Below are 21,308 nucleotides of genomic sequence, written 5' to 3'. Positions count from 1 at the left end.
TCGGCAACACGTGGCTCGTACGGTCGCCGCCATGAGCTACACGTCCACCCTTGGCGGCGAACGCCACCGCTTCGACTCCCTCGCCCGCCTGCTGGCCGCCGCGAGCCCCGAACGCTCCGGCGACCGGCTGGCGGGCCTAGCCGCCGGCAGCTCCCAGGAGCGCGTCGCGGCGCGCTGGGCGCTGGCGGAGGTGCCGCTCGCGACCTTTCTGACCGAGCCGGTGATCCCGTACGAGACCGACGACGTGACCCGGCTGATCCTCGACACGCACGACGCGGCGGCCTTCGCGCCGGTGGCCGGGATGACGGTCGGCGAGCTGCGGGAGTGGCTGCTGTCGGCGGACACCGGAGCGCTGGCGGCGGTGGCGCCCGGGCTGACGCCCGAGATGGTGGCCGCGGTGTCCAAGCTGATGGGCAACGCCGACCTGGTGGCCGTCGCGCGCAAGGTGCAGGTGGTCACCGGCTTCCGCTCGACGATCGGCCTGCCGGGCCGCCTGGCCACGCGCCTGCAGCCCAACCACCCGACGGACGACCCGGCGGGAGTGGCGGCCGCGCTCCTGGACGGCCTCCTTCTCGGCTCCGGCGACGCGGTGATCGGCATCAACCCGGCGACGGACAGCCCGAAGGCGGTACGGGACCTGCTGGAGCTGCTGGACGGAGTCATCGACCGCTACTCCATCCCCACCCAGTCCTGCGTCCTCTGCCATGTCACGACGAGCGTGGACCTGATGGTGCGGGGTGCGCCCGTCGACCTGGTCTTCCAGTCCATCGCGGGCACGCAGGCCGCGAACGCCTCCTTCGGCGTGACGCTGGGGCTGCTGGACGAGGCGTACGAGGCGGCGCGGGCGCTGGACCGGGGGACGGTCGGCCGGAACGTCATGTACTTCGAGACCGGTCAGGGCAGCGCGCTGTCGGCGGACGCGCACCACGGGGTGGACCAGCAGACGGTGGAGGCGCGGGCGTACGCGGTGGCCCGCCGCTATGACCCGCTGCTGGTGAACACGGTGGTGGGCTTCATCGGCCCGGAGTACCTGTACGACGGCCGCCAGATCCTCCGGGCCGCGCTCGAGGACCACTTCTGCGGCAAGTTGCTCGGCCTGCCCATGGGCCTGGACATCTGCTACACGAACCACGCGGACGCCGATGACGACGACGTGGCGACCATGCTGACCATGCTCGGCGTCGCGGGCGCGTCCTTCGTGATCTGCACGCCGGGCGGCGACGACATCATGCTCAACTACCAATCCGCCTCGTACCACGACGCGTTGTACCTGCGCGAGGTGCTCGGGCTGCGCCCGGCACCGGAGTTCGAGGCGTGGCTCGCGTCGATCGGGCTGCTGGACGAGCGAGGCGCGATCAGGGACGTGTCAGGGGCGCATCCCCTGACGGCGATCGGAAGGGAACTGGCGGCATGACGGACAGTCAGGTCATCGACTCCACGGCCGACTTGGCGCTGTGGGCCGCGATGCGCCGGCACACCCAGGCCCGTATCGGCCTCGGCCGCGCGGGCTCCGCGCTCCCCACCCGGCACCGGCTGGAACTCCAGTCCGCGCACGCGGCGGCGCGGGACGCGGTGCACTCGCCGTTCGAGCCGGACGTGGTGGCGGCCGGGCTGACGGGGATGGCGACGGTACGGGTGCGCAGTGCGGCGCCCGACCGGCCGGCCTACCTCCAGCGACCGGACCTGGGCCGCCGCCTGCATCCCACTGACCGCGCGCACCTTCCCGGCGGCGACTGGGACGTCGTCTTCGTCGTCGCCGACGGGCTGTCCAGCCGGGCGGTGCACGAGCATGCGGCGGCGATGGTGCGCCAGACGGCGGCGCGGCTTCCGGGATGGAACATCGCGCCGGTGGTGCTCGCCGAACAGGCCCGCGTGGCCCTCGGCGACGACATCGCCCACGCGATGGGTGCGGCGATGGTGGTCGTCCTGGTCGGGGAACGGCCGGGGATGTCAGCGGCGGACTCCCTGGGCGCGTACCTGACGTATCGGCCGGTGCCGGGGGTGACGACGGACGCCGACCGCAACTGCCTGAGCAACATCCGGCCGCCGCTGGGGCTGACGTACGAGGTGGCAGCGGGGAAGTTGGCGGGGTTGATGGGGAGGGGGCGGGAGTTGGGGGTCACGGGGGTGGCGCTGAAGGACGAAAGCGATCACGGCGGCGTAAGCGAGCGACTACTCTGAGTTGTGGCTGGGCTGCAACACGGGGAGGTCTTCATGTCCGTCGGCTTCCAGGGCTTGTTGGACACCGTTGGTTTCCAGCGGCCCGGCTCACCCTGACGGCACCGTAAGCCCCCAGGCCCCCTCCCAAACCGTCCACGTCCGCCTCCGCACCGGCCCCCACACCCCCGCATCCGCCCGGTACCGGAAATCCGCCCCCGTCACGCTCACCGTCCGCCCCAGAGCCCGTACCGGCGAAGCCTCAGCCCCCACCGACAGTGGCCGCACCTCCACCTCCGCCAGTCCCGTGTCACCCGGCGTCACCGACACCGTCTCCACCGGCTGGTCCAGGTCCACCAGCGTCACGCCGTCGACCTCGACCCGCAGCCGGGCGGGACGGGGCGCGGGGGACGGGGTCTCGCGGGCCGGCACCAGGGTGCGTACGAGGGACTGGGCGGTGCGGAGCCAGGGGTGTCCCGCGTCTACCGCCCCAGCCTGGGCCTGCGGACTCAGCGGTGGGATGTGGAGCGTGCCGAGCACCACCCCGTCGCTGTCGTCCACCAGGAGATCGAGGCGCCGCTCGACCCCGTCGAGGACCGCCCGCGCCGCCGCCACCGCCCCCGTGGGCACCCCCAGGGAACGCGCCACCGCCAGGACACTGCCCACCGGCACCACCGACAGAGCACATCCGGCCAGCTCCCGCTGCCGGTGCAGAAGGGAGACGGCGCGGACCAGGGCGCGGTCGTCGCCGACCACGACCGGCCGCCGGGAGCCCCGCCTCGCCAGTGCCCGGGCGAACTCCTCCGGACCGTCCGGCAGGCACACCTTCGCGTGCGCACCCGCGCTGAGCACGTCTTTTGCGATGCGTACCGACTCCCCGTCCGTCCTTCGGGCCACCGGATCGATGACCACCAGCAGCTGGTCGGAAGTCGCGGAAGTCGCCACCTCGGTCCTGCCTCGCTTCCTCGGGTAGCATCTTTGTGCAAGAGCCCCTTGCGCTATTGCGCCAGGGGCTTCGTCTATTCCGGGGCATCCGGTCCGACGGTTTGCGGCCAACGACGGCCGCGGTGCACGCGGCGGTGAACCTTACGCGTACGCCCCTGACCTTGGACATGCCCCGCCCGGAAGGGGTGTACGCGCGTGCCCGCACTTGTGCTGCTCGGTGCTCAGTGGGGTGACGAAGGCAAGGGAAAGGCGACGGACCTGCTAGGCGGATCCGTCGACTACGTGGTGCGCTACCAAGGCGGCAACAACGCCGGCCACACGGTAGTCGTGGGCGATCAGAAGTACGCCCTTCACCTGCTCCCTTCCGGAATCCTGTCCCCGGGGTGCACCCCGGTCATCGGCAACGGTGTCGTCGTCGACCCGTCGGTCCTGTTCTCCGAGCTGAACGGGCTGAACGAGCGCGGCGTCGACACGTCCAAGCTCCTGATCAGCGGTAACGCTCACATCATCACGCCGTACAACGTGACGGTGGACAAGGTGACGGAACGCTTCCTCGGGAAGCGGAAGATCGGGACGACCGGCCGCGGTATCGGGCCGACCTACGCGGACAAGATCAACCGCGTCGGCATCCGGGTCCAGGACCTCTACGACGAGTCGATCCTGACCCAGAAGGTCGAGGCGGCCCTCGACATCAAGAACCAGGTCCTCACCAAGCTCTACAACCGCCGCGCGATCGCGATCGACCAGGTGGTCGAGGAGCTGCTGGGCTACGCCGACAAGCTCGCGCCGTACGTAGCCGACACCGTCCTGGTGCTCAACCAGGCGCTCGACGAGGACAAGGTGGTCCTCTTCGAGGGCGGCCAGGGCACGCTGCTCGACATCGACCACGGGACCTATCCCTTCGTCACGTCCTCCAACCCCACCGCGGGTGGCGCGTGCACGGGCGCGGGCGTGGGCCCCACGAAGATCGGCCGGGTCATCGGCATCCTCAAGGCCTACACGACCCGTGTCGGCTCCGGCCCGTTCCCGACCGAGCTGTTCGACGAGGACGGCGAGGCGCTGCGCCGCATCGGCGGCGAGCGGGGCGTGACCACCGGCCGTGACCGCCGCTGTGGCTGGTTCGACGCCGTGATCGCCCGCTACGCGACCCGCGTGAACGGCCTGACCGACTTCTTCCTCACCAAGCTCGACGTCCTCACCGGCTGGGAGCAGATCCCGGTCTGCGTGGCGTACGAGATCGACGGTAAGCGCGTCGAGGAACTCCCGTACTCGCAGAGCGACTTCCACCACGCGAAGCCGATCTACGAGACCCTGCCCGGCTGGTCGGAGGACATCACCAAGGCGAAGTCCTTCTCCGACCTCCCCAAGAACGCCCAGAACTACGTGAAGGCGCTCGAGGAGATGTCGGGCGCACCGATCTCCGCGATCGGCGTGGGCCCGGGCCGGGACGAGACGATCGAGATCAACTCGTTCCTCTGACAGGACGACGCGCAGGAGCCGCCCCACCTGGGGCGGCTCCTGTTCGCTGCTCGCCGGTGGCGAACTAGCCGAGTTGGGTGACCACGGCACTGCCGCCGGGTGGCCCCCTCGCGGGCGGCGAGTGAGCGTGAGAAGGGAACTGCTGGTGCTGAGACGGGTGGGATTTTACAAAACGGCCGAGGAGATCCTCGCTCTGAAAAAGCCGGCCGCAGTGTCCGACGAGGACGCGATCGTGCGCTACCTGGCGGCGGGCGAACCCGTCGTCGCGACGGGGTCCTGGACGGATGATCTGCTCGATCCGGACATCAAGCGGATTTGCCAGTACTCGATCGACACCGACGGGGTGTGGGTATGGCCGAGCAGCCTGGCCTACTACGTTGCCAGGTACCACACCGAGCTTCCCGGCGACTTCCTGCGGCACATGGAGGCCACGGGCTGGACGCCACCGGCGCTGGACGCCGACGCCCTGGAATCCATTGTCGAGCAGTTCATGCTCGAGGAGTTGGGCGAGGTTCCAGAAGGCGCAGATGAATGAGATGGGTCCTCGTAGCGGCTCCACCCTCGAAGAACCAAGTGAGGTTCCCGACGACGACCTCGATTTCGACGAGGATCTGATCTACACGTACCAGGGCGAGCTGTTCACAGGGATTGGATACGAGGAGTCGAATGGCAGGCGGGTCTCCGAGATCCATTACGTGAACGGCAGGCAGGAGGGCGTCTCCCGCGGTTGGCATGCGGACGGGAGCCTGTGCGAGGAGACCTCGTACCGGCAGAACGTCCTGCACGGGAAGCGCGTCCGCTATGACACTGAGGGGCATGTGCGGCTGGAGGAGAAGTATGAGTACGGAATCCTGCTGGCCAAGGTCGAGCGCAATGCCGAGGGGGAAGTGACGGATACCTTCGAGATGAAGCCCACGGATCCGCTGTGGAAAACCTTGATGGACTTCCGAGGCCATTTCAAATGGTGAGCTCCCGGGATTGAAACAACGTCAACCGGACACGCACTCGTGCCGAGCGGGAAGTGCGATGCTCGGCCCCGGCAGTCGGTCCCCTTCTCAGCGTGAAACGTAAGGTGACCCCTTGGCGAATCACCCAGGCTTCGGCGTCGCGCTGACCCGGCTCATGAACCACCGCCGGACGGATGTCGCGCGGCTGTCCTCCGCGTCCGGCGTCCCGGAGGCCGAACTCCGAGCGGTGGTGTCGGGGACGTCGCCGTCGACCCCGCAGCTCGACCGCCTTGCCTCCGCGCTTGGTTTCCACCTGGCCGACTTCTGTGTGATCGCCGATGCCTTGGTCCCGGAACCCCTCACACCCCGGGACCCGGCCGCCGGGACCGCGGTTGTGGACCTGGTCCGGATCGCGATGGCACTGCCGTCGGACGGGAGAGCCCACGTCCATCGCCTTGTCGACGAACTGCCGCCGGAACACGATGAACGCCAATCCGCTCCGTCGCCGCTCTATGACCAGCGCGAGGCGGGCTTCGGCGCGATGCTCGCCAACCTGCTCTGCACCAACCGGAATCTGCACTCCCTGACCGCCGCGGCCAAGACGCTGGCCGTGCTGACCGAAGGCCGCGTGTACCTGGCCGCCTCCACGATCAGCGGCATCGGAAGGGGCCGCGTTCCACTGACCCCGGACCTGGTGGCGGGCTTCGCGACCGCCCTCGGTATCCCGCGCGGTGACCTCGCCGCCTCACGGGGTTCGAACTCGCCGAGCCACCGCGGCCCGACGATCCGCTGGCGGCGGAAATGGCGGGGCTGCTGTGGAGCTGCCGACGCCTGACGACGGCTCAGGTCGGGCTCTTGCGGGACGAGGCGGAGTCGATGCTTGTGCCGGTGCCTGACGACGCCTCTGCCGAGGAGTGGAACCGGGTCCGTCGTCACCATGGGCAATGGTGGGGGGCGCCGAGGCGGTGAATGGCTGGGCCCGGCTCCGCCTTCAGTCTTTCGGTTCGCTCTCCTCGGGGGAGTCCTCGGCCGCCTCCGGCATTCCGATGACGTACGTGCCCTTGGCCGGCAGTGTGGCGACGAGCCCTCGCTTGCGGAGTTCCACGACGGCACGACGTACGGTGCCGATGCTGACGCGATACAGGTCGGTCATGGCGCGCTCGCCGGGCAGGGCGGCCCCCTGCGGCAACTTGCCGGACGCGATGTCCGCCTCGATCGCGTCGGCGAGTTTCACGTACTCGTAGCGCGGAAGCTCGGTCATGTCTCCACCGTGCCGCAGCCCTACGCACACGGCAGGGTTGGAACGCGTCCCGACGCGGTAGGACGCAGAAATACTCAGTGGGGTGCAGGGGGACGCAGTTAGCGGTATGGTCGAAATGACAGGACCCCGGCGAGGCGGCAACCTCCCGGGGCACGGCCAACGCTTACCAGGAGCGTCGACATGACCGACCTTATCCCGCGCGCCCTCCAATGGCTGCGCCTCCTCCTCGCCCCCGGCACCGGACGGCGCCGTAAGCCGCGAACCCTCCGCGGCCCGTTCCCCCGCCTCCACCTCACCCCCGTCCCTCCCGTCCACCCCACCGCCTCCCTCCCACACCCCCGCTCCCCCTACGGCCTCCACGCCCCCCTCGACGGCGCCGACTCCCTCCTCGTCCGCCCCTACCTCGCCGCCCACGAACGGGAAGCCGAGGAAGTCGCTCTCCAGCAGCGCCGCCGTCTCGCCCTCGTGCTCGCCGCCGACTTCGGGATCGATCTCGACCGGCACCTGGTCGGCGCGCAGGAGGCGGCCGCCTGATGGGAGACGTCAACGGCCATGCGCACGGCCACGCAAGCGGCACGACCACCCGTCGGCTCCTGCCCTGGCCGTCCCCGGAAGGCAAGCCCTGCTACCTGGTCACCGACGGCGCCGGCGGCTACCTCTCCCGGCTCGCCGACGACCTGGAGGCCGCCCAACTCGCCACCGGCGCCGACGTGCTCGGCCTCGCCCGGACCGTGCTGTACGACCCGGCCTCGCCGTACACCGAGGTCCGCTACGCCGGCCTCCGTCTCGCCGAGTGCCTGACCGACGCCCTGCGCGTCGCCGAGTCCCGGGGCCTGCGTCTGCTCGCGCCCGACTCCGAGGATGCCGAGGACGCCGTGGACGTCGTGGAGGAAGTGCTGCGGGACGACTCCGCCCGGTGACGGGCGTCGGGCGGGGCGTCGGTCGGCGGCCCGCCCGCTTCCCCGTCTCCGCCGAGCTGACTCATCTTTGAACTGGACATGGCCAAATCCTGGTTTCCGGTCGGCCGGGCAGACGTCACGCTCTACGCGAGTAGCCCCGCACGTCCGACACGTCTACGCGCGTCGCGCCACGCCAGCTTCCAGGAGTCCTGTATGCCCGTCAGTCCCCTGAACCGCCGGGAATTCGTGAAGAAGTCGGCCGTCACCGGCGCAGCCGTCGCCGCCGCGGGAGCGGTCGGTACCGGTACCGCGCAGGCCGCCGACCGTACGCCCGCAAAGGCCCCCAAGACCTGGTCGTTCTCGATCCTGGGCACCACCGACCTGCACAGCCACGTCTTCAACTGGGACTACTACAGCAACAAGGCGTACTCGGACAGCAAGGGCAACACCTACGGCATCGCCCGGATCGCCACCCTCGTCAAGCAGCAGCGCGCCCAGAAGGGCGAGGACCGGGTGCTGCTCGTCGACGCGGGCGACATCATCCAGGGCACGTCCCTCGCGTACTACTACGCGAACGTCGACCCCATCACGGGCAAGGACGGCAAGCCCGGCCCGAAGCACCCCATGGCCGTCGCCATGAACGAGATGCGCTACGACGCCGCCGCCCTCGGCAACCACGAGTTCAACTACGGCATCGACGTCCTGCGCGCCTTCGAGCGGCAGTGCCACTTCCCGCTCCTCGGCGCCAACGCGCTGGACGCCAAGACGCTCAAGCCCGCCTTCCCGCCCTACACCGTCAAGTGCATCAAGGTGCCCGGCGCCCCGGACATCAAGGTCGGCATCCTCGGCCTGACCAACCCGGGCATCGCCCTGTGGGACAAGGACAACGTCAGCGGCAAGATGGTCTTCCCGGGCCTGGTCGAGCAGGCGAAGAAGTACGTGCCGAGGCTGCGTGCGCTCGGCTGTGACGTCGTCTTCCTCACCGACCACTCCGGTCTGGACGGCTCGACCTCGTGGGGCGACGAACTCCCGTACGTGGAGAACGCCTCGAACCTGGTCGCCGAGCAGGTCCCCGGCATCGACGCGATCCTCGTCGGCCACACGCACGTCGACGTTCCGACGTACACGGTGAAGAACGAGGAGACCGGCGAGGACGTCCTGCTGTCCGAGCCGTACTGCTACGGCTACCGCCTCTCCGTCTTCGACTTCGAGCTCGAACTCCACCACGGCTGCTGGAAGGTCACCGGCAAGACGGCGACCACGCTCAACAGCAACACTGTCGCGGAGGACGCGCGGATCACCGAACTCCTCGAGGCCGACCACGACTTGGTCGTCAAGTACGTCAACACGGCGATCGGCACGTGTACCGAGGACATGTCGACGGCGGAGGCCTGCTGGAAGGACGTGCCCGCCATCGACTTCATCCACCAGGTCCAGATGGAGGCGGTGAAGTCGGGCCTGTCGACCTCGGACGCCGCGCTCCCGCTGATCTCGGTGGCCGCGTGCTTCAGCCGCACCGCCGACATCCCGAAGGGCGACGTGACCATCCGCGACGTCGCGGGCCTCTACATCTACGAGAACACGCTGTACGGCAAGAAGCTCACCGGCGCCCAGCTCAAGGACTACCTGGAGTTCGCGGCGAAGTACTACCACCAGGTGCCGTCCGGCACGAAGGTCGACACCTCGACCCTCACCAACGCCAACAGCTTCTGGGACTACATGTACGACACCGCGGCCGGAGTCTCGTACGACATCGACATTGCGGCGGCCGAGGGCTCGCGCATCAAGAACCTGACCTACAACGGCGCGGCGGTCGCGGACGACCAGATCTTCGTCGTCGCGGTCAACAACTACCGTGCCAACGGCGGCAGCGGCTACCCGCACATCGCCGACGCGGAGACCGCGTACAGCTCCACCAACCAGGTCCGCGACCTGATGATCGCCTACGCCACGGCGAAGGGCACCATCGACCCGTCGACGTTCGCGGCGACGAACTGGAAGCTGACGCAGGACGGGACGGCGGTGTTCTAGGTCAGCCGTCGAACGCCGTCACATGGGCGCCGGCCCACTCCGCGAAGGTCCGCGGCCGGCGTCCCAGCACCTTCTCCACGGTCGGCAGGACCTCCGCGCCCCGGTCGCTCTGCAGGGTGCGGTGCATGATCGCGTCGACGACCTCCGGCGGGAAGCCGTAGCGCTCCATGCCGGTGCGGGCCGCCTCGTCGGGGACCGGACGGACGCGGAGGTCCCGGCCCAGGGTCCGGCCCAGAATCGCCATCTCCTCCGTCGGCGTCAGCGACTCGGGCCCGCTCAACTCGTATGCCGCGCCCGCGTGTTCGTCGGTCGTCAGCGCCCGCGCCGCGATCTCCGCCACGTCCGCCGGGTCGATGCTCGCCGCCGGGCGGTCCGCGAAGGGGATCGACACCTCGTCGCCCGCGCGGAGTTGGCCCGCCCACTGCAGGGCGTTGGACATGAAGCGGCCGGGGCGCAGGAGGGTCCATGCGAAGCCCCCGTCCGTCACCGCCGCCTCCGCCTCCGCGTGCCAGCGGGCGATCACGTCGGAGCCCGCGCCGCCGTCCAGGACCGACAGCTTCACCACGCGCCGCACGCCCGCCTTCGCGGCCGCCCGGGCCAGCGCGAGGTCGTGGGTCGGGCCGGGAGCCGTGCCGACGCCCTGCGCCGACATCAGGAAGGCGGCCTCGACGCCCGAGAACGCGGCGTCCAGGCTCGCCGGGTCGTCCGCGTCGCCGTACACCGCCTGCACGCCCTCCGGCAGCCGGGCATCAGCGGGGTGCCGCGTCATCGCGCGCACCGGGTGCCAGGCGGCCGTCAGCTGTCGTACCAGCTCGCCGCCCACATGCCCTGTCGCGCCCGTCACCAGGATCATCGCCGTTTCCTCTCGTCGAAGCCGATGACCTCACACTGCGCGCACCCGCTTTTCTGCGCGTCGCACGCGTGGAGTCAGCCGCTCTGCTCCCCGAGGAGTATCGACAGAACAAGGTGCGCAAATCGGGCATATTCTGAAGCTGTACGTGTGTGTGCCTCGGCAGAAGCAGATCGAGAAGAAGGTGAGCGCGATGCGCATGCTGCTCAAGGCGTCCTTCGACACGGAGAAGTCGAACGAGGCCATCCGGAACGGCACCCTGGCGAAACTGATGCAGGAGTCGGTGGAACAGATCAAGCCCGAGGCGGCCTACTTCACCGCCGACCACGGCAAGCGCACCGCCCTCCTGGTCTTCGACATGAAGGAAAGCTCCCAGATGCCGGTGTTCGCCGAGCCGTTCTTCCTGAACCTGGACGCCGAGGTCACCTACACCCCGATCATGAACCTGGAGGACGTCCAGAAGGGCCTCTCCCAGCTCGGGCGCTGAACCTCAGCTGAAGACGATCATCGACCCCTGCGCCAGACTCCGCGTCGCCGCCGCGTGCAGGCCGAGCCACACGTGGCGCTCGCGTGCGAAGGGGCTGGGATCGTACGGCGCCGGGACCGCCGGTTCCTCCAACTGGGTCGGGGAGCGCGGCGGTTCGGGTGCGGCCGGCGGGTTGGCCGGATCGATGCCGATCGACGGGGCGACGTACTCCAGTTCGCGCAGCAGGGCCTGGGCGGAGCCCAACGGGCCGCCGCCCGCGAGGAGTTCGTCGTTCGACAGCGGCTGGGCGAAGTCCACGGGGACGTACGCGCCCGCGTGGTCGTAGTGCCAGACGAGGTGCGACTGCTGGGCCGTGGCCTCGAACATCTCCAGCAACTGCTCGTAGTCGCCGCCCAGTTCGTCGACCGGCGTCACCGGCAGCCCGCACACCTGGAGCAGATACACGCGGCGCAGGAAGTGCAGCGCGTCGTAGTCGAAGCCGGCCACCGGGGCGACCTCGCCGGACAGGCCCGGCATGTACTGGTACACCGGCACCGGCGGCAGTCCGGCGGCGGCGAGCACGTTGTTGTACTGCGCGAGTTCCTCGGCGAACGGATTGTCGGGGGTGTGGCACAACACGTCGACGAGCGGTACCAGCCACAGGTCACAGGCCAAAGAAGGCTCCTCGGACAGCAAGAAATACGGTCAAGGCAGGGTAGTCGGTACGGCTCGCGGCGGACCCGTCCCGTTCGGGTCAGCCGCTCTTGTGCAGGTCCCATACCCACACGCCGTCGACCCACTTACCGGGACGGCCCACCAGTTCGGTAACGGCCTTGCGCAGGGCGTCCGCGTGCGGTTGCGGGGCCACGACCAGCGCTCCCGCCCTCCAGTACGCGAAGTCCCGCTGCGCCTGCGCCCGCCACTCCTTGCCGAGCACCGGGACCGCACCGGTGTCGCGAATGTCACTCAGCATGCCCGAGGTGTAGCGGGGAGTGGCGCCGTAGATGCCGGTGCGCCCGTCGGCCCAGGGGCCGTTGAAGTAGCCGCCCGGCAGTCTGAAGCCGAAGTCCGCCTCGATCTGCCAGTGCAGGGGCGATGCGTCGCCGGCGTCGGGCAGCGGCACCGTGACGAGCGACTCGCCGCTGCGCACGTACGGCTTCCAGGCCCCGTCGGTGAAGAAGGCGGGCGTCTGCGGGCGCTCCACCGTCTTCAGCGGGGCCGGGACCAGCGGGAGCAGGGCGAGGCTGACGCCCAGCAGGCCGACGTACTGCGTGCCCCGGTCGGGCGTGGCCAGCAGCCGCTCCAGCGCGAGCGCGAGGAGCATGCCGAGGGCGGGGGCGCAGACCATCGCGACGCGGCCCTCGATGACCGACTCGAAGAGCGGCTTGTCGGCGAGCAGCGCCCAGGGGCCGGGGTACTCCTTCTCCGTCCCCGGGATGCGGAACGTCGGGCCGAGCGAGAGCACCGCCGCGCCGGCCGCGGTGAACGCCAGCGCCTTGACCAGGGCGTTCTCCCACAGCCGTACGGCGATCGCGAAGGCTAGGAGGACCAGCGGCCAGCCGTAGAAGGCGTTCTGCTCGGTCGGGTTGGGGGAGAGGGCGTTCGCCCGCTCGGCGTTGCCCGCGACCAGGGAGCGCTCGGCGAAGGACAGCAGGGCGAGGGGGCTGTTGGCCGAATTGTCGCCGTGCGGCATGTGGCTGTAGCTCTGCGGACCGGCGAACTGCCAGGCCAGTGGGTAGGCGACGATCGGGAGGCAGACGGCGGCGGCGATCAGCAGGCCCTTCAGCAGGGGCCGCCAGGCCTCCTTCGCGACATCCCTGCGTACGACCGCGTAGGCGCCCGCGAACAGGAGCATGCCGATCGCCGCGAGGAGGAGGGGTTCTTCGCCGAGGAAGATCTGGTACGCGGCCATGAGGCCCAGCACGATCCCGTCGCGGACGACGCGGGTGCCCGTGCACAGGCGCAGGGCGCGGTCGATGATCAGCGGGATCATGAACAGGACCACGAAGTTCGGGTGCGCGTTGGCGTGGCTGACCATGGGCGGCGCGAACGCGGCCAGCGAGGCGCCGACGAAGGCCGCGGCCCGCTGCCGTACGACTCGCTTCACGATCAGCCGGTACCAGGCGCCCGCGGTGGCGGCCAGGCCCAGCGTCATGACCGTGCTGAGGGCGACCGCGGGGCCGGCGAGCAGGGTCAGGGGCGCGACGGGGACGGTCAGGCCCAGCATGACCGTGTTGGCCATGAGGTTCACGCCGTCGGGGAAGCCCTGCAGGTCGGAGAAGAACGGGTTGTGGAGGTGGGCGAGGTTGTGGGCCGTGACGCCGAAGAACCACTCCCACTGGTTCTGGTCCTGGAGGGAGTCGGGGAGATAGCGGTGGTCCGGGTCGAACAGGCGGCCCGAGTACAGGGCCATCGCCATCAGCAGGAACAGCAGTGTGACCAGGAGGTCGGCCGGGCGCAGGGTGCGGACGCGCAGCCGGGCCAGTTCGGCGAGGAAGCGGACGTAGTCGAGCGGCCCCACCTTCGAGCCGGGCTGGTGCGACCAGTGGACGGGGACCTCGGCGATCTGCCGGTCGGCGCACCGGAAGTGCCGCAGCACCTCGACGTCTATGCCCCAGCCGCCGAGCCGGGAGGCGGCGAAGGCCTCGCGCGCCTGGTCGCCGTCGAAGAGCTTGAAGCCGCACTGGGTGTCGCGTACGCCCGGCAGGAACATACGGCGTATGAGTAAGTTCCCGGCGCGGCCCAGCAGTTCGCGCAGCCGGTGCTGACGCTCCCCGATCGTCGCGCCGGGCACACGGCGGGAGCCGATCGCCGCCGAGTTGCCCTCGCTGAGCGCCTTGTCGAGCTGCTCCAGCCCCTCGATCGGCGCCGCGAGATCGGCGTCGGTGACCAGCACCCGGCGACCCCGGGAGGCGGCGACACCGAGGCGCAGAGCGCCGCCCTTGCCGCGGCGGGGGCCGGTGACGAGGCGGATGCGGGGGTCCTCGCGGGCGGTGACGAGGTCACGGGTTGAGTCGGTGGAGCCGTCGTCGGCGACCACGACCTCCCAGTGGCCCCAGCGGCCCTCGTCCTGCCCCAGATAACGGGTGACGGCATCGAGGGTGGGGCCGAGCCGTTGTTCCTCGTTGAAGGCGGGGACGACGACCGAGAGGTCGACGTCCCCGGCGGGGGCGGCGCTCATCCGTCGGCCAGGCGCTCGATCAGGGCCAGTGCGTGCTCGTTGTACGCGGTGACGATCGAACGGGCCGTGGCGGTGTCGCGCTTCGCCAGGGCGTCGACCAGATCGGTGTGGCCGGACCACAGCGCCCCGCGCAGATCCGTCAGCCGGCGCAGATGCTGCACCGCGCACACCCAGGACTGCACGCGCAGCCGGTTCAGGAAGTCGGCGAGATAGGGGTTGCCGAAGAGGGCGCCGAGCTCGCGCCAGAAGCGCAGGTCGTAGCCGATGAGAATGGTGAGGTCCCCGGCGGCCGCGGCCCGCCGCGCCTCCTCGCCGCGCCGGCGCACTCCCGAGAGGGCGGCGATCGCCCGGGCCTCGTCCCACTTCCCGAACCAGTCGTGGCCGTTGTCGAGGGCGTGGAACATGCCGTCGGTGACGAGGCTGCGGGCCTCGACGATGCTGCGGTGGTCGGCGAAGGAGTACTCGTGGACGTGGAAGCCGCGGTGTTGGTCGGCCTCCAGGAGCCCCTGCGCGGACAGGTCGACGAGCGCCTCGCGCACGGGCGTGGCGGAGACACCGTACTGCTCGGCGATCTCCTTGACCGTGAACTCCTGCCCCGGTTGCAGCCGCCCCGCCAGCACCTCGTCACGAAGCGCGTCGGCGATCTGCTGCCGCAGGGTGCTGCGCGTCACGGCGCCGTTGCCGCCGCTGCTGCCGGGCATGGGTCGGGCGTCTCCTCGTCGCGATCGGGTGGCGTACACGTACCTATCTACGAGCACGCCACCTTACGCGTTCGACTTCCCGCTGTTTACCCGCGTAGCTGAGGTCGGCCGGTGCGGTGTCCGAGCGGCTACCCGGTGTACTCGTCGGCCACCGAAAGCGCCGCGTCCAGCGCCGCGAGCCCCTCCTTCAGCTCGGCCTCGCTCACGTTGCACGGCGGCACCACATGGGTGCGGTTCATGTTCACGAAGGGCCAGATGCCGTGCTGCTTCGCGGCGGCACCGAGGGCGGCCATCGGGGCGTTCGCCGCACCGGCCGCGTTGTACGGCACGAGCGGCTCGCGGGTCTCCCTGTCCTTCACCAGGTCCAGCGCCCAGAACATGCCGACACCGCGCACCTCGCCGACGCTCGGGTGCCGCTCGGCGAGCTCGCGCAGCGCCGGGCCGACGACGCTCTCGCCCAGGTTCTTCGCGTTCTCCACGACGCCCTCCTCCGCCATGACGTTGATCGTCGCCACGGCCGCGGCACAGGCCAGGGGATGCCCGGAGTACGTCAGACCACCGGGGTAGGGCCGCTTGCCGAAGGTCTCCGCGATCGCACCGGAGATCGCGACACCGCCGAGCGGCACGTATCCGCTGTTCACGCCCTTGGCGAAGACCATCAGATCCGGTACGACACCGAACAGGTCGGCGGCGAACCACTCACCGGTGCGCCCGAACCCGGCCATGACCTCGTCCAGGATGAAGACGATGCCGTACTTGTCGCATATCTCACGTACCCCGGCGAGATAGCCCGGCGGCGGCACCATGATCCCCGCGGTCCCCGGAATGGTCTCCAGGATGAGCGCGGCGATCGTGGTCGGCCCCTCGAAGGCGATCGTCGTCTCGAGGTGCTCCAGCGCCCGCGCGCACTCCTGCTCCTCGGTCTCGGCGTAGAAGCGGGAGCGGTACAGGAACGGCGCCCAGAAGTGCACGACACCGGCGGCCGCGCCGTCGGAGGCCCAACGGCGCGGATCCCCGGTGATGTTGATCGCCTGCTGGGTGCCGCCGTGGTACGAGCGGTAGGCGGACAGCACCTTCGCCCGGCCGGTGTGCAGCCGGGCCATCCGCACGGCGTGCTCCACGGCGTCGGCGCCGCCGTTGGTGAAGAAGATCTTGTCCAGGTCGCCGGGCGTCCGCTCGGCGATCAGCCGGGCCGCCTCGGAGCGGGCCTCGATGGCGAAGGCCGGCGCGAACGTCGTCAGGTGTGCGGCCTGCTCCTGTATCGCGGCGACGACCTTCGGGTGCTGGTAGCCGATGTTGGTGTAGACGAGCCCGCTGCTGAAGTCGAGGTACCGCTTGCCGTCGTAGTCCCAGAAGTACGACCCCTCCGCGCCGGCGACGGCGAGCGGGTCGATGAGCTCCTGGGCGGACCAGGAGTGGAACACATGCGCACGGTCCGCGGCCTTCACGGCGGCGCCGACCTCGGGGTTTGGCTGAGGGGTCATGCGGGCGAGCGTAGGAGTCCGCTGCGATCGGAAGACATCGGCGTCATGTCTGCGGTCCGGGGGTTTCCGCGACAGGTTGTCGACATCGCCGTACGACAGTATGCTGTCGAAAAGACAACATACTGTCATCTTGGCTGGAGGAGTCATGAGCAGCACCCGCAAGCCCGTGCACCTCGCCGTCTACGACACCCTCGCCGACTGGGAGACCGGCCACACGACCGCGTATCTCGCCCGCGCCGGTTATGACATCCGGACCGTCGGGCCCGGCCGCGAGGCGGTGCGGTCCATCGGTGGTCTGCATGTCCTGCCCGACCTCGCACTCGAGGAACTGAGCCCCGACGACAGCTCCCTGCTGATCCTCCCGGGCGCCGACCTGTGGGACACGAGCGACGACCTCGCACCCTTCGCTCGGAAGGCGCGGGAGTTCCTCGACGCCGGTACGCCCGTCGCCGCGATCTGCGGAGCCACCGCCGGGCTCGCGCGCGAGGGCCTGCTCGACGACCGGGACCACACCGGCGCCGTCTCCTTCTACCTGGCCGCGACCGGCTACCGGGGCGGCGAGCGCTACGTCGACACCGACGCCGTCACCGACGGGAAGCTGATCACCGCCGGGCCCACCGAGCCCGTCGCCTTCGCCCGGGAGGTGTTCCGGCTGCTCGGGGTGTACGAGGGCGAGGTGCTCGACGCCTGGTACCGGCTGTTCCACGACTCGGACGCGGAGGCGTACGCCGTACTGGAGAAGGCCGCCGCGTCGTGAGCCGGGAGCGCCAGGAGCTGCTCAGCCGCAGCGCCCTCGGGGTGTTCCGGCTCAACGGCCAATTCCTCGGTGTCGCCGAGGAGTTGGCCAAGCCCGCCGGACTCACCGCCGCCTGGTGGCAGGTGCTCGGGGCGGTGCTCGGCGAGCCGCTGTCCGTCGCCGGGATCGCCCGCGCCATGGGCATCACCCGGCAGAGCGTCCAGCGCATCGCCGATCTGCTCGTCGGGCGCGGCCTCGCCGAGTACCGGCCCAACCCCGCCCACCGCCGCGCCAAGCTCCTCGCCCCGACCGAGGAGGGCCGCGCGGCGATCGCCCGGATCAACCCCGGGCACGCCGCCTTCGCCGACCGGCTCGCGGAGGAGTTCGGTCAGGACGAACTCACCGAAGCCGTACACCTCCTGGAACGTCTGTCCAAGGTGCTGGAACAGGTGACTCCGGCTGTTACGGAACCGTAGACACCGCTCTGTCCACCTCCCTGTACGCCCGCACTATCGTGGATCTGTTGCACAGGGGCGTATCGGGGGACTTCGGGGGGCCTGCGATGGAGAAGCTCGGGGCTGGGGATCCGCAGCGGATCGGCGCGTACCGGTTGCTGGCCCGGCTGGGCGCCGGCGGCATGGGGCATGTGTATCTCGCCCGGTCGGACCGCGGCCGTACCGTCGCCGTCAAGCTGGTCCGGGAGGAGCTGGCCGCGCAGGAGGAGTTCCGGGCCCGGTTCCGGCAGGAGGTGCAGGCCGCGCGCCAGGTCGGCGGGTACTGGACGGCACCCGTGCTGGACGCCGACACCGAGGCCGCCGTGCCGTGGGTCGCCACCGGATACGTCGCCGGGCCGAGCCTGCAGCAGGTCGTCGGGCACGACCACGGGGCGCTGCCGGAGAGATCTGTGCGCATCCTCGCGGCCGGGCTCGCGCACGCGCTCCAGGACATCCACGCCGCCGGGATCATCCACCGGGACCTGAAGCCGTCCAACGTGCTCGTCACCATCGACGGCCCGCGCGTCATCGACTTCGGCATCGCGCGAGCCCTGGAGACGGTCACCGACGGGGGCCTCACCCGGACCGGCGCGCTCGTCGGATCGCCGGGCTTCATGGCGCCCGAGCAGGTGCGCGGCGACCGCATCACGCCCGCCTGCGACGTGTTCTGCCTGGGTTCCGTGCTGGCGTACGCCGCCACCGGCAGCCTCCCCTTCGGCACCGCCAACAGCGGTGTGCACGCCCTGATGTTCCGCATCGCCCAGGAGGAACCCGACCTGGAGGGCGTGCCCGAGGGCATCGCCGAACTCGTACAGGACTGTCTGAAGAAGGACCCGGCGGCGCGGCCGACGCTCGAGAGGATCCTGGAGCGCACCGGCGCCGAGGACACGGTGTCCGGCGGCCGCTCGCGCGACCCGTGGCTGCCGAGCGCACTGGTGGCCCAACTCGGCCGCCACGCCGTGCAGTTGCTGGACGCGGAGGACCCGGAGGAGGGCGCGCCCGGCCCCTCCCTGGAGAAGCCGGAGACGCCGCAGCAGGCGGCCCCCGAGGCCTCGCCCGAGCACGCCTCCGCCGCCGACGACTCCGCACCGGCACCGGCCGCGCCCGCCGGCCCGCCGCCACCCGGACAGCCGGGCACGGGCCCGCTCGACCACCTCCCCACGATGGTCGCGGGCCAGGGCACCCGGACACCCCCGCCGGCCACCGGAGCCCCCGCCCCTGCGCCCCCGCCCACCCATCCGGCCTACGGCTATCCGCAGCAGCACCCGCAACAGGCGCCCGGCGCCTACGGCTATCCACAACAACAGCCCGGCGCCTACGGCTACCCCCAGCAACCCGGCCCCTACGGCGGCCTCGGCTCCACCCCGCCCTACGGCCCCACCTACAACGGCCCGACCCCGCCCTTCGGCCGGCCTCCGGTCACCCCGGAGGAGCCGCCCCGGAGAAGCGGTCGCTCCACCGCCGCGCTGATCGCCGTCGCCCTGATCGTCGCGCTCGGCGCCGGCGGCTCGGTCTACGCCCTCATGAACGGCGGCGGCGACAAGGCCGACGACAAGCCGAGCCCGGCCCCGAGCGCGAGTGCGTCCCCGACGCCCGGACCGAGCACGCCGGAGCCGTCCCCGACGTCCGCGGACCCGACCTCGCCGAAGCCTTCGGACGGTGCCGTCCCCGCCGGCTATCTCGGCACCTGGACGACCACCATCACCAACGCCGACGGCGAGAACACCCGCGAACTCACCATCCAGCAGGGCGAGGTGGGCGACACGGTCATGTCCCTGGTCGCCGACGGCCCGACGAGCAACGGCAGCTACCACTGTGTGTTCCAGGCCCAGCTGACCTCGGCCCCGGGCAGCGACGGCACGCTGGACATCGGCCCGTCCTCCGTGACGTCCGGCGACTCGGGCTACTGCAAGCCGGGCGACGCCACCGAGATCAGCCTGCTGTCCGACGGCAGCCTGCAGCGCACGAACACCAGCAACGGCGAGAAGCTGACGTACACCAGGCAGTAACCCCAAGTCCCCACTGCCGTAAGGCCGTTGCACACGCAACACCCGTACGGTGCGGCGATGCAGTGGCTGAGCGCAGAGAACGTCGTGGCCGTCGGCACCGCGGTCCTCGGCATCATCGCGTCCGGGATCATGGTCTGGTACGAGCGCCGTGTGCCGCGCCGCAAGCGCATCGGCTACCGCGTCCAGATGGACAACCCGATAGGCGACAACGTACGCCTGGGCAGAGCCAACGTACGCATGGGGCTGTTCGACGAGGCCCCCGGCATGTCCGACGCCACCCTCGTCCTGCTCCGCGTCGAGAACGACGGCTCCCAGGGCATCGACCGCGACGACTACACCAGTCCCGAGGTCCATGGCCTGACCGCGGTGTTCTCCGACCGCACCATCCGCGGTGTCTCGGTCACCCAGCCGGACGACACCGACCATCTGATGGACCATTTCACCGCCGCCCGCGGCTTCGGCTACGACGGCAACAGCCTGCGCATCCCGCGCGTCCCGCTCAACCACGGCGACCACTTCAAGCTGCTGGTGCTGCTGTCCGGCGGCCGGGTGGGCGATCCGATACAACTGATCGGCGGCATCCGCGAGGGCGAGGTGCACCCCAACCGCAGCGCGACGCCCGACGAGAAGCCGCCGCTGTTCAGCCGCGCCGCCCGCCTGATCACCATCACGCTCACGCTCAGCGTCCTGGCCCTCGCGGCGATCGTCGTGCTGCGCGACGACAACCCGCCGCCGATCGGCTGCGAGGAGGGCACCCTGCGGGTCATCGGCTCGACGGCCTTCAAGCCGGTGGTGGAGGAGCTGGCGAAGCAGTACGAGAAGAAGTGCCCGGAGGCCGACATCACCGTGGACGCGCGCGGCAGCTCGGCCGGCGCCAACGAACTCGCCTCCCTCGGCGCCGAGTCGAAGAAGGACACCCGGAACGTCATCGCCTTCTCCGACGGCCCCGCGATCGGCGCCACGAGCAGGCTGAGGGGCCGGCGCGTCGCACTGTCCGTGTTCACGCTCGTCGTCAACGACGGCGTCCGCCTGCCCGCCAAGGGCCTCTCCCTGGACGACGTACGCCGTATCTACCGCGGCGAGGCGACCCGCTGGAAGCAGGTCGACGCCTCCCTCCCCGACATCCCGATCGTGCTGGTCAGCCGCAACGCCGACTCCGGGACCCGGCAGATCTTCCAACACCGGGTCCTGGAGAGCTGGGAGCGGGTGCCCAGCACCTCGCTGGACTGCGTCCACAAGGACGACATCTCCGCACCCGTCACGCGCTGCGAACTCGACTCCACCGAGGACGTACTGAACAAGGTGGCCGAACTCCCGGGCGCCATCGGCTACTCCGAACTCACCCTCGCCTCCGGCCACCGCGGCCTGCGCACGGTCCCCCTCGACGGCGCGGCCCCCTCCGTGGCGGACATCGAGTACGGCAGGAGCGACTACCCGTACCGCGGCGTGGAGTTCGCCTACACCTACGACCGTGCCCCCTCCGGCTCCCTGGCCTCCGCCTTCCTGGCCTACCTCGGCGAGGGCGTCAGCGAGAACGTCATCCGGGCGGGCGGTCATCTGCCGTGCTCGGCGACGGCGGCCTCGGGGCTGTGTGCGGGGGACTGAGAGCGCCTCTTGTGGCGTGGTGGCGTGTCCATGACGATGAGGGGAGGCGTCGGCAGCCACAGG

The 21,308-nt window shown here is 70.4% G+C and carries 21 protein-coding genes; 14 read left to right on the top strand and 7 right to left on the bottom strand.

The annotated features are described in order from the left end of the window. Positions 1–31: 31 nt before the first annotated feature. Together ACFY1L_RS40650 and eutC are read left to right on the top strand one after the other, a co-directional pair. On the top strand, positions 32–1,414 hold the full coding sequence (locus ACFY1L_RS40650; protein ID WP_388836473.1) for an ethanolamine ammonia-lyase subunit EutB: 1,383 nt from the start codon (positions 32–34) through the stop codon (positions 1,412–1,414). Beyond that, complete coding sequence (eutC, locus tag ACFY1L_RS40645) at positions 1,411–2,181, top strand: ethanolamine ammonia-lyase subunit EutC (RefSeq protein ID WP_388836470.1); 771 nt, start codon at positions 1,411–1,413, stop codon at positions 2,179–2,181. The genes ACFY1L_RS40650 and eutC overlap by 4 nt, the downstream gene beginning before the upstream one ends. A gap of 87 nt (positions 2,182–2,268) precedes the next feature. On the opposite strand, the gene ACFY1L_RS40640 is transcribed toward eutC, so the two are convergent. Further along, the gene (locus ACFY1L_RS40640; protein WP_388836466.1) at positions 2,269–3,102 is read right to left on the bottom strand and encodes a diacylglycerol kinase family protein; all 834 of its coding nucleotides are present in this window, start codon (positions 3,100–3,102) and stop codon (positions 2,269–2,271) included. A gap of 195 nt (positions 3,103–3,297) precedes the next feature. Between ACFY1L_RS40640 and ACFY1L_RS40635 the strand changes: the two genes are divergently transcribed. The 4 genes from ACFY1L_RS40635 to ACFY1L_RS40620 all read left to right on the top strand — a co-directional run bounded on the left by ACFY1L_RS40635 (position 3,298) and on the right by ACFY1L_RS40620 (position 6,363). Next, entirely contained in the window at positions 3,298–4,581 is a 1,284-nt protein-coding gene (locus ACFY1L_RS40635; RefSeq protein ID WP_388836463.1) for an adenylosuccinate synthase, read from the top strand. Between the two features lie 127 nt (positions 4,582–4,708). Continuing rightward, on the top strand, positions 4,709–5,116 hold the full coding sequence (locus ACFY1L_RS40630; RefSeq protein WP_388836460.1) for a hypothetical protein: 408 nt from the start codon (positions 4,709–4,711) through the stop codon (positions 5,114–5,116). Then, a complete protein-coding gene (locus ACFY1L_RS40625; RefSeq protein ID WP_388836457.1) occupies positions 5,109–5,549 on the top strand; it encodes a toxin-antitoxin system YwqK family antitoxin in 441 nt (146 codons plus the stop codon). Before ACFY1L_RS40630 ends, ACFY1L_RS40625 begins: the two co-directional genes overlap by 8 nt. Before the next feature lie 112 nt (positions 5,550–5,661). Further along, positions 5,662–6,363, top strand: a complete 702-nt coding sequence (locus ACFY1L_RS40620; protein ID WP_388836454.1) for a helix-turn-helix domain-containing protein — start codon at positions 5,662–5,664, stop codon at positions 6,361–6,363. 156 nt (positions 6,364–6,519) lie between these two features. Here ACFY1L_RS40620 and ACFY1L_RS40615 read toward each other — a convergent pair whose 3' ends face one another. Further along, positions 6,520–6,789, bottom strand: a complete 270-nt coding sequence (locus ACFY1L_RS40615; RefSeq protein WP_388836451.1) for a winged helix-turn-helix domain-containing protein — start codon at positions 6,787–6,789, stop codon at positions 6,520–6,522. A 180-nt stretch (positions 6,790–6,969) separates the two neighbouring features. Here ACFY1L_RS40615 and ACFY1L_RS40610 point away from each other — a divergent pair, with 180 nt between their 5' ends. The 3 genes from ACFY1L_RS40610 (at position 6,970) to ACFY1L_RS40600 (ending at position 9,719) form a co-directional block, all read left to right on the top strand. Then, entirely contained in the window at positions 6,970–7,323 is a 354-nt protein-coding gene (locus tag ACFY1L_RS40610) for a hypothetical protein (protein ID WP_388836448.1), read from the top strand. Next, the gene (locus tag ACFY1L_RS40605) at positions 7,323–7,709 is read left to right on the top strand and encodes a hypothetical protein (RefSeq protein ID WP_388836445.1); all 387 of its coding nucleotides are present in this window, start codon (positions 7,323–7,325) and stop codon (positions 7,707–7,709) included. The genes ACFY1L_RS40610 and ACFY1L_RS40605 overlap by 1 nt, the downstream gene beginning before the upstream one ends. A gap of 192 nt (positions 7,710–7,901) precedes the next feature. After that, positions 7,902–9,719, top strand: a complete 1,818-nt coding sequence (locus ACFY1L_RS40600; protein ID WP_388836442.1) for a bifunctional metallophosphatase/5'-nucleotidase — start codon at positions 7,902–7,904, stop codon at positions 9,717–9,719. 1 nt (position 9,720) lies between these two features. On the opposite strand, the gene ACFY1L_RS40595 is transcribed toward ACFY1L_RS40600, so the two are convergent. Further along, a complete protein-coding gene (locus ACFY1L_RS40595; RefSeq protein WP_388836439.1) occupies positions 9,721–10,572 on the bottom strand; it encodes an NAD(P)H-binding protein in 852 nt (283 codons plus the stop codon). A 190-nt stretch (positions 10,573–10,762) separates the two neighbouring features. Here ACFY1L_RS40595 and ACFY1L_RS40590 point away from each other — a divergent pair, with 190 nt between their 5' ends. After that, positions 10,763–11,056: a hypothetical protein gene (locus tag ACFY1L_RS40590; RefSeq protein WP_388837030.1), complete on the top strand. Its 294-nt coding sequence runs from the start codon at positions 10,763–10,765 to the stop codon at positions 11,054–11,056. 3 nt (positions 11,057–11,059) lie between these two features. Here the strand turns inward: ACFY1L_RS40590 and ACFY1L_RS40585 are convergent, their stop codons facing one another. The 4 genes from ACFY1L_RS40585 to ACFY1L_RS40570 all read right to left on the bottom strand — a co-directional run bounded on the left by ACFY1L_RS40585 (position 11,060) and on the right by ACFY1L_RS40570 (position 16,401). Continuing rightward, complete coding sequence (locus ACFY1L_RS40585; RefSeq protein WP_388836436.1) at positions 11,060–11,710, bottom strand: hypothetical protein; 651 nt, start codon at positions 11,708–11,710, stop codon at positions 11,060–11,062. 79 nt (positions 11,711–11,789) lie between these two features. Beyond that, positions 11,790–14,216: a glycosyltransferase gene (locus ACFY1L_RS40580; protein ID WP_388836434.1), complete on the bottom strand. Its 2,427-nt coding sequence runs from the start codon at positions 14,214–14,216 to the stop codon at positions 11,790–11,792. Next, a complete protein-coding gene (locus ACFY1L_RS40575) occupies positions 14,213–14,917 on the bottom strand; it encodes a GntR family transcriptional regulator (protein ID WP_388836431.1) in 705 nt (234 codons plus the stop codon). Before ACFY1L_RS40575 ends, ACFY1L_RS40580 begins: the two co-directional genes overlap by 4 nt. 128 nt (positions 14,918–15,045) lie before the next feature. Next, positions 15,046–16,401, bottom strand: coding sequence for an aspartate aminotransferase family protein (locus ACFY1L_RS40570; protein ID WP_388836428.1), 1,356 nt, complete (start codon positions 16,399–16,401; stop codon positions 15,046–15,048). A 145-nt stretch (positions 16,402–16,546) separates the two neighbouring features. Between ACFY1L_RS40570 and ACFY1L_RS40565 the strand changes: the two genes are divergently transcribed. The 4 genes from ACFY1L_RS40565 to ACFY1L_RS40550 all read left to right on the top strand — a co-directional run bounded on the left by ACFY1L_RS40565 (position 16,547) and on the right by ACFY1L_RS40550 (position 21,245). After that, complete coding sequence (locus tag ACFY1L_RS40565; RefSeq protein ID WP_388836426.1) at positions 16,547–17,158, top strand: type 1 glutamine amidotransferase family protein; 612 nt, start codon at positions 16,547–16,549, stop codon at positions 17,156–17,158. After that, a complete protein-coding gene (locus ACFY1L_RS40560) occupies positions 17,155–17,613 on the top strand; it encodes a MarR family winged helix-turn-helix transcriptional regulator (RefSeq protein ID WP_388836423.1) in 459 nt (152 codons plus the stop codon). The genes ACFY1L_RS40565 and ACFY1L_RS40560 overlap by 4 nt, the downstream gene beginning before the upstream one ends. An 86-nt stretch (positions 17,614–17,699) precedes the next feature. Then, entirely contained in the window at positions 17,700–19,640 is a 1,941-nt protein-coding gene (locus tag ACFY1L_RS40555; RefSeq protein WP_388836419.1) for a protein kinase, read from the top strand. Positions 19,641–19,697: 57 nt separating this feature from the next. Next, positions 19,698–21,245 (top strand): PstS family phosphate ABC transporter substrate-binding protein, encoded by a 1,548-nt coding sequence (locus tag ACFY1L_RS40550; RefSeq protein ID WP_388836416.1) that lies wholly within the window; start codon positions 19,698–19,700, stop codon positions 21,243–21,245. Positions 21,246–21,308 lie beyond the last annotated feature (63 nt).

It is taken from the genome of Streptomyces sp. NPDC001663, assembly GCF_042893105.1.
GTDB lineage: Bacteria > Actinomycetota > Actinomycetes > Streptomycetales > Streptomycetaceae > Streptomyces.
The sequence above is the reverse complement of the archived record's forward strand: the minus strand, read 5'-3'. Positions and strand labels throughout refer to the sequence as shown.

Excerpts from the sequence above, each read along its gene's own strand:
- ACFY1L_RS40650 (WP_388836473.1), top strand. The coding sequence starts at position 32 with ATGAGCTACACGTCCACCCTTGGCGGCGAACGCCACCGCTTCGACTCC.
- eutC (WP_388836470.1), top strand. The coding sequence starts at position 1,411 with ATGACGGACAGTCAGGTCATCGACTCCACGGCCGACTTGGCGCTGTGG.
- ACFY1L_RS40625 (WP_388836457.1), top strand. The coding sequence starts at position 5,109 with ATGAATGAGATGGGTCCTCGTAGCGGCTCCACCCTCGAAGAACCAAGT.
- ACFY1L_RS40615 (WP_388836451.1), bottom strand. The coding sequence starts at position 6,789 with ATGACCGAGCTTCCGCGCTACGAGTACGTGAAACTCGCCGACGCGATC.
- ACFY1L_RS40610 (WP_388836448.1), top strand. The coding sequence starts at position 6,970 with ATGACCGACCTTATCCCGCGCGCCCTCCAATGGCTGCGCCTCCTCCTC.
- ACFY1L_RS40605 (WP_388836445.1), top strand. The coding sequence starts at position 7,323 with ATGGGAGACGTCAACGGCCATGCGCACGGCCACGCAAGCGGCACGACC.
- ACFY1L_RS40600 (WP_388836442.1), top strand. The coding sequence starts at position 7,902 with ATGCCCGTCAGTCCCCTGAACCGCCGGGAATTCGTGAAGAAGTCGGCC.
- ACFY1L_RS40595 (WP_388836439.1), bottom strand. The coding sequence starts at position 10,572 with ATGATCCTGGTGACGGGCGCGACAGGGCATGTGGGCGGCGAGCTGGTA.
- ACFY1L_RS40590 (WP_388837030.1), top strand. The coding sequence starts at position 10,763 with ATGCGCATGCTGCTCAAGGCGTCCTTCGACACGGAGAAGTCGAACGAG.
- ACFY1L_RS40580 (WP_388836434.1), bottom strand. The coding sequence starts at position 14,216 with ATGAGCGCCGCCCCCGCCGGGGACGTCGACCTCTCGGTCGTCGTCCCC.
- ACFY1L_RS40575 (WP_388836431.1), bottom strand. The coding sequence starts at position 14,917 with ATGCCCGGCAGCAGCGGCGGCAACGGCGCCGTGACGCGCAGCACCCTG.
- ACFY1L_RS40570 (WP_388836428.1), bottom strand. The coding sequence starts at position 16,401 with ATGACCCCTCAGCCAAACCCCGAGGTCGGCGCCGCCGTGAAGGCCGCG.
- ACFY1L_RS40565 (WP_388836426.1), top strand. The coding sequence starts at position 16,547 with ATGAGCAGCACCCGCAAGCCCGTGCACCTCGCCGTCTACGACACCCTC.
- ACFY1L_RS40555 (WP_388836419.1), top strand. The coding sequence starts at position 17,700 with ATGGAGAAGCTCGGGGCTGGGGATCCGCAGCGGATCGGCGCGTACCGG.
- ACFY1L_RS40550 (WP_388836416.1), top strand. The coding sequence starts at position 19,698 with ATGCAGTGGCTGAGCGCAGAGAACGTCGTGGCCGTCGGCACCGCGGTC.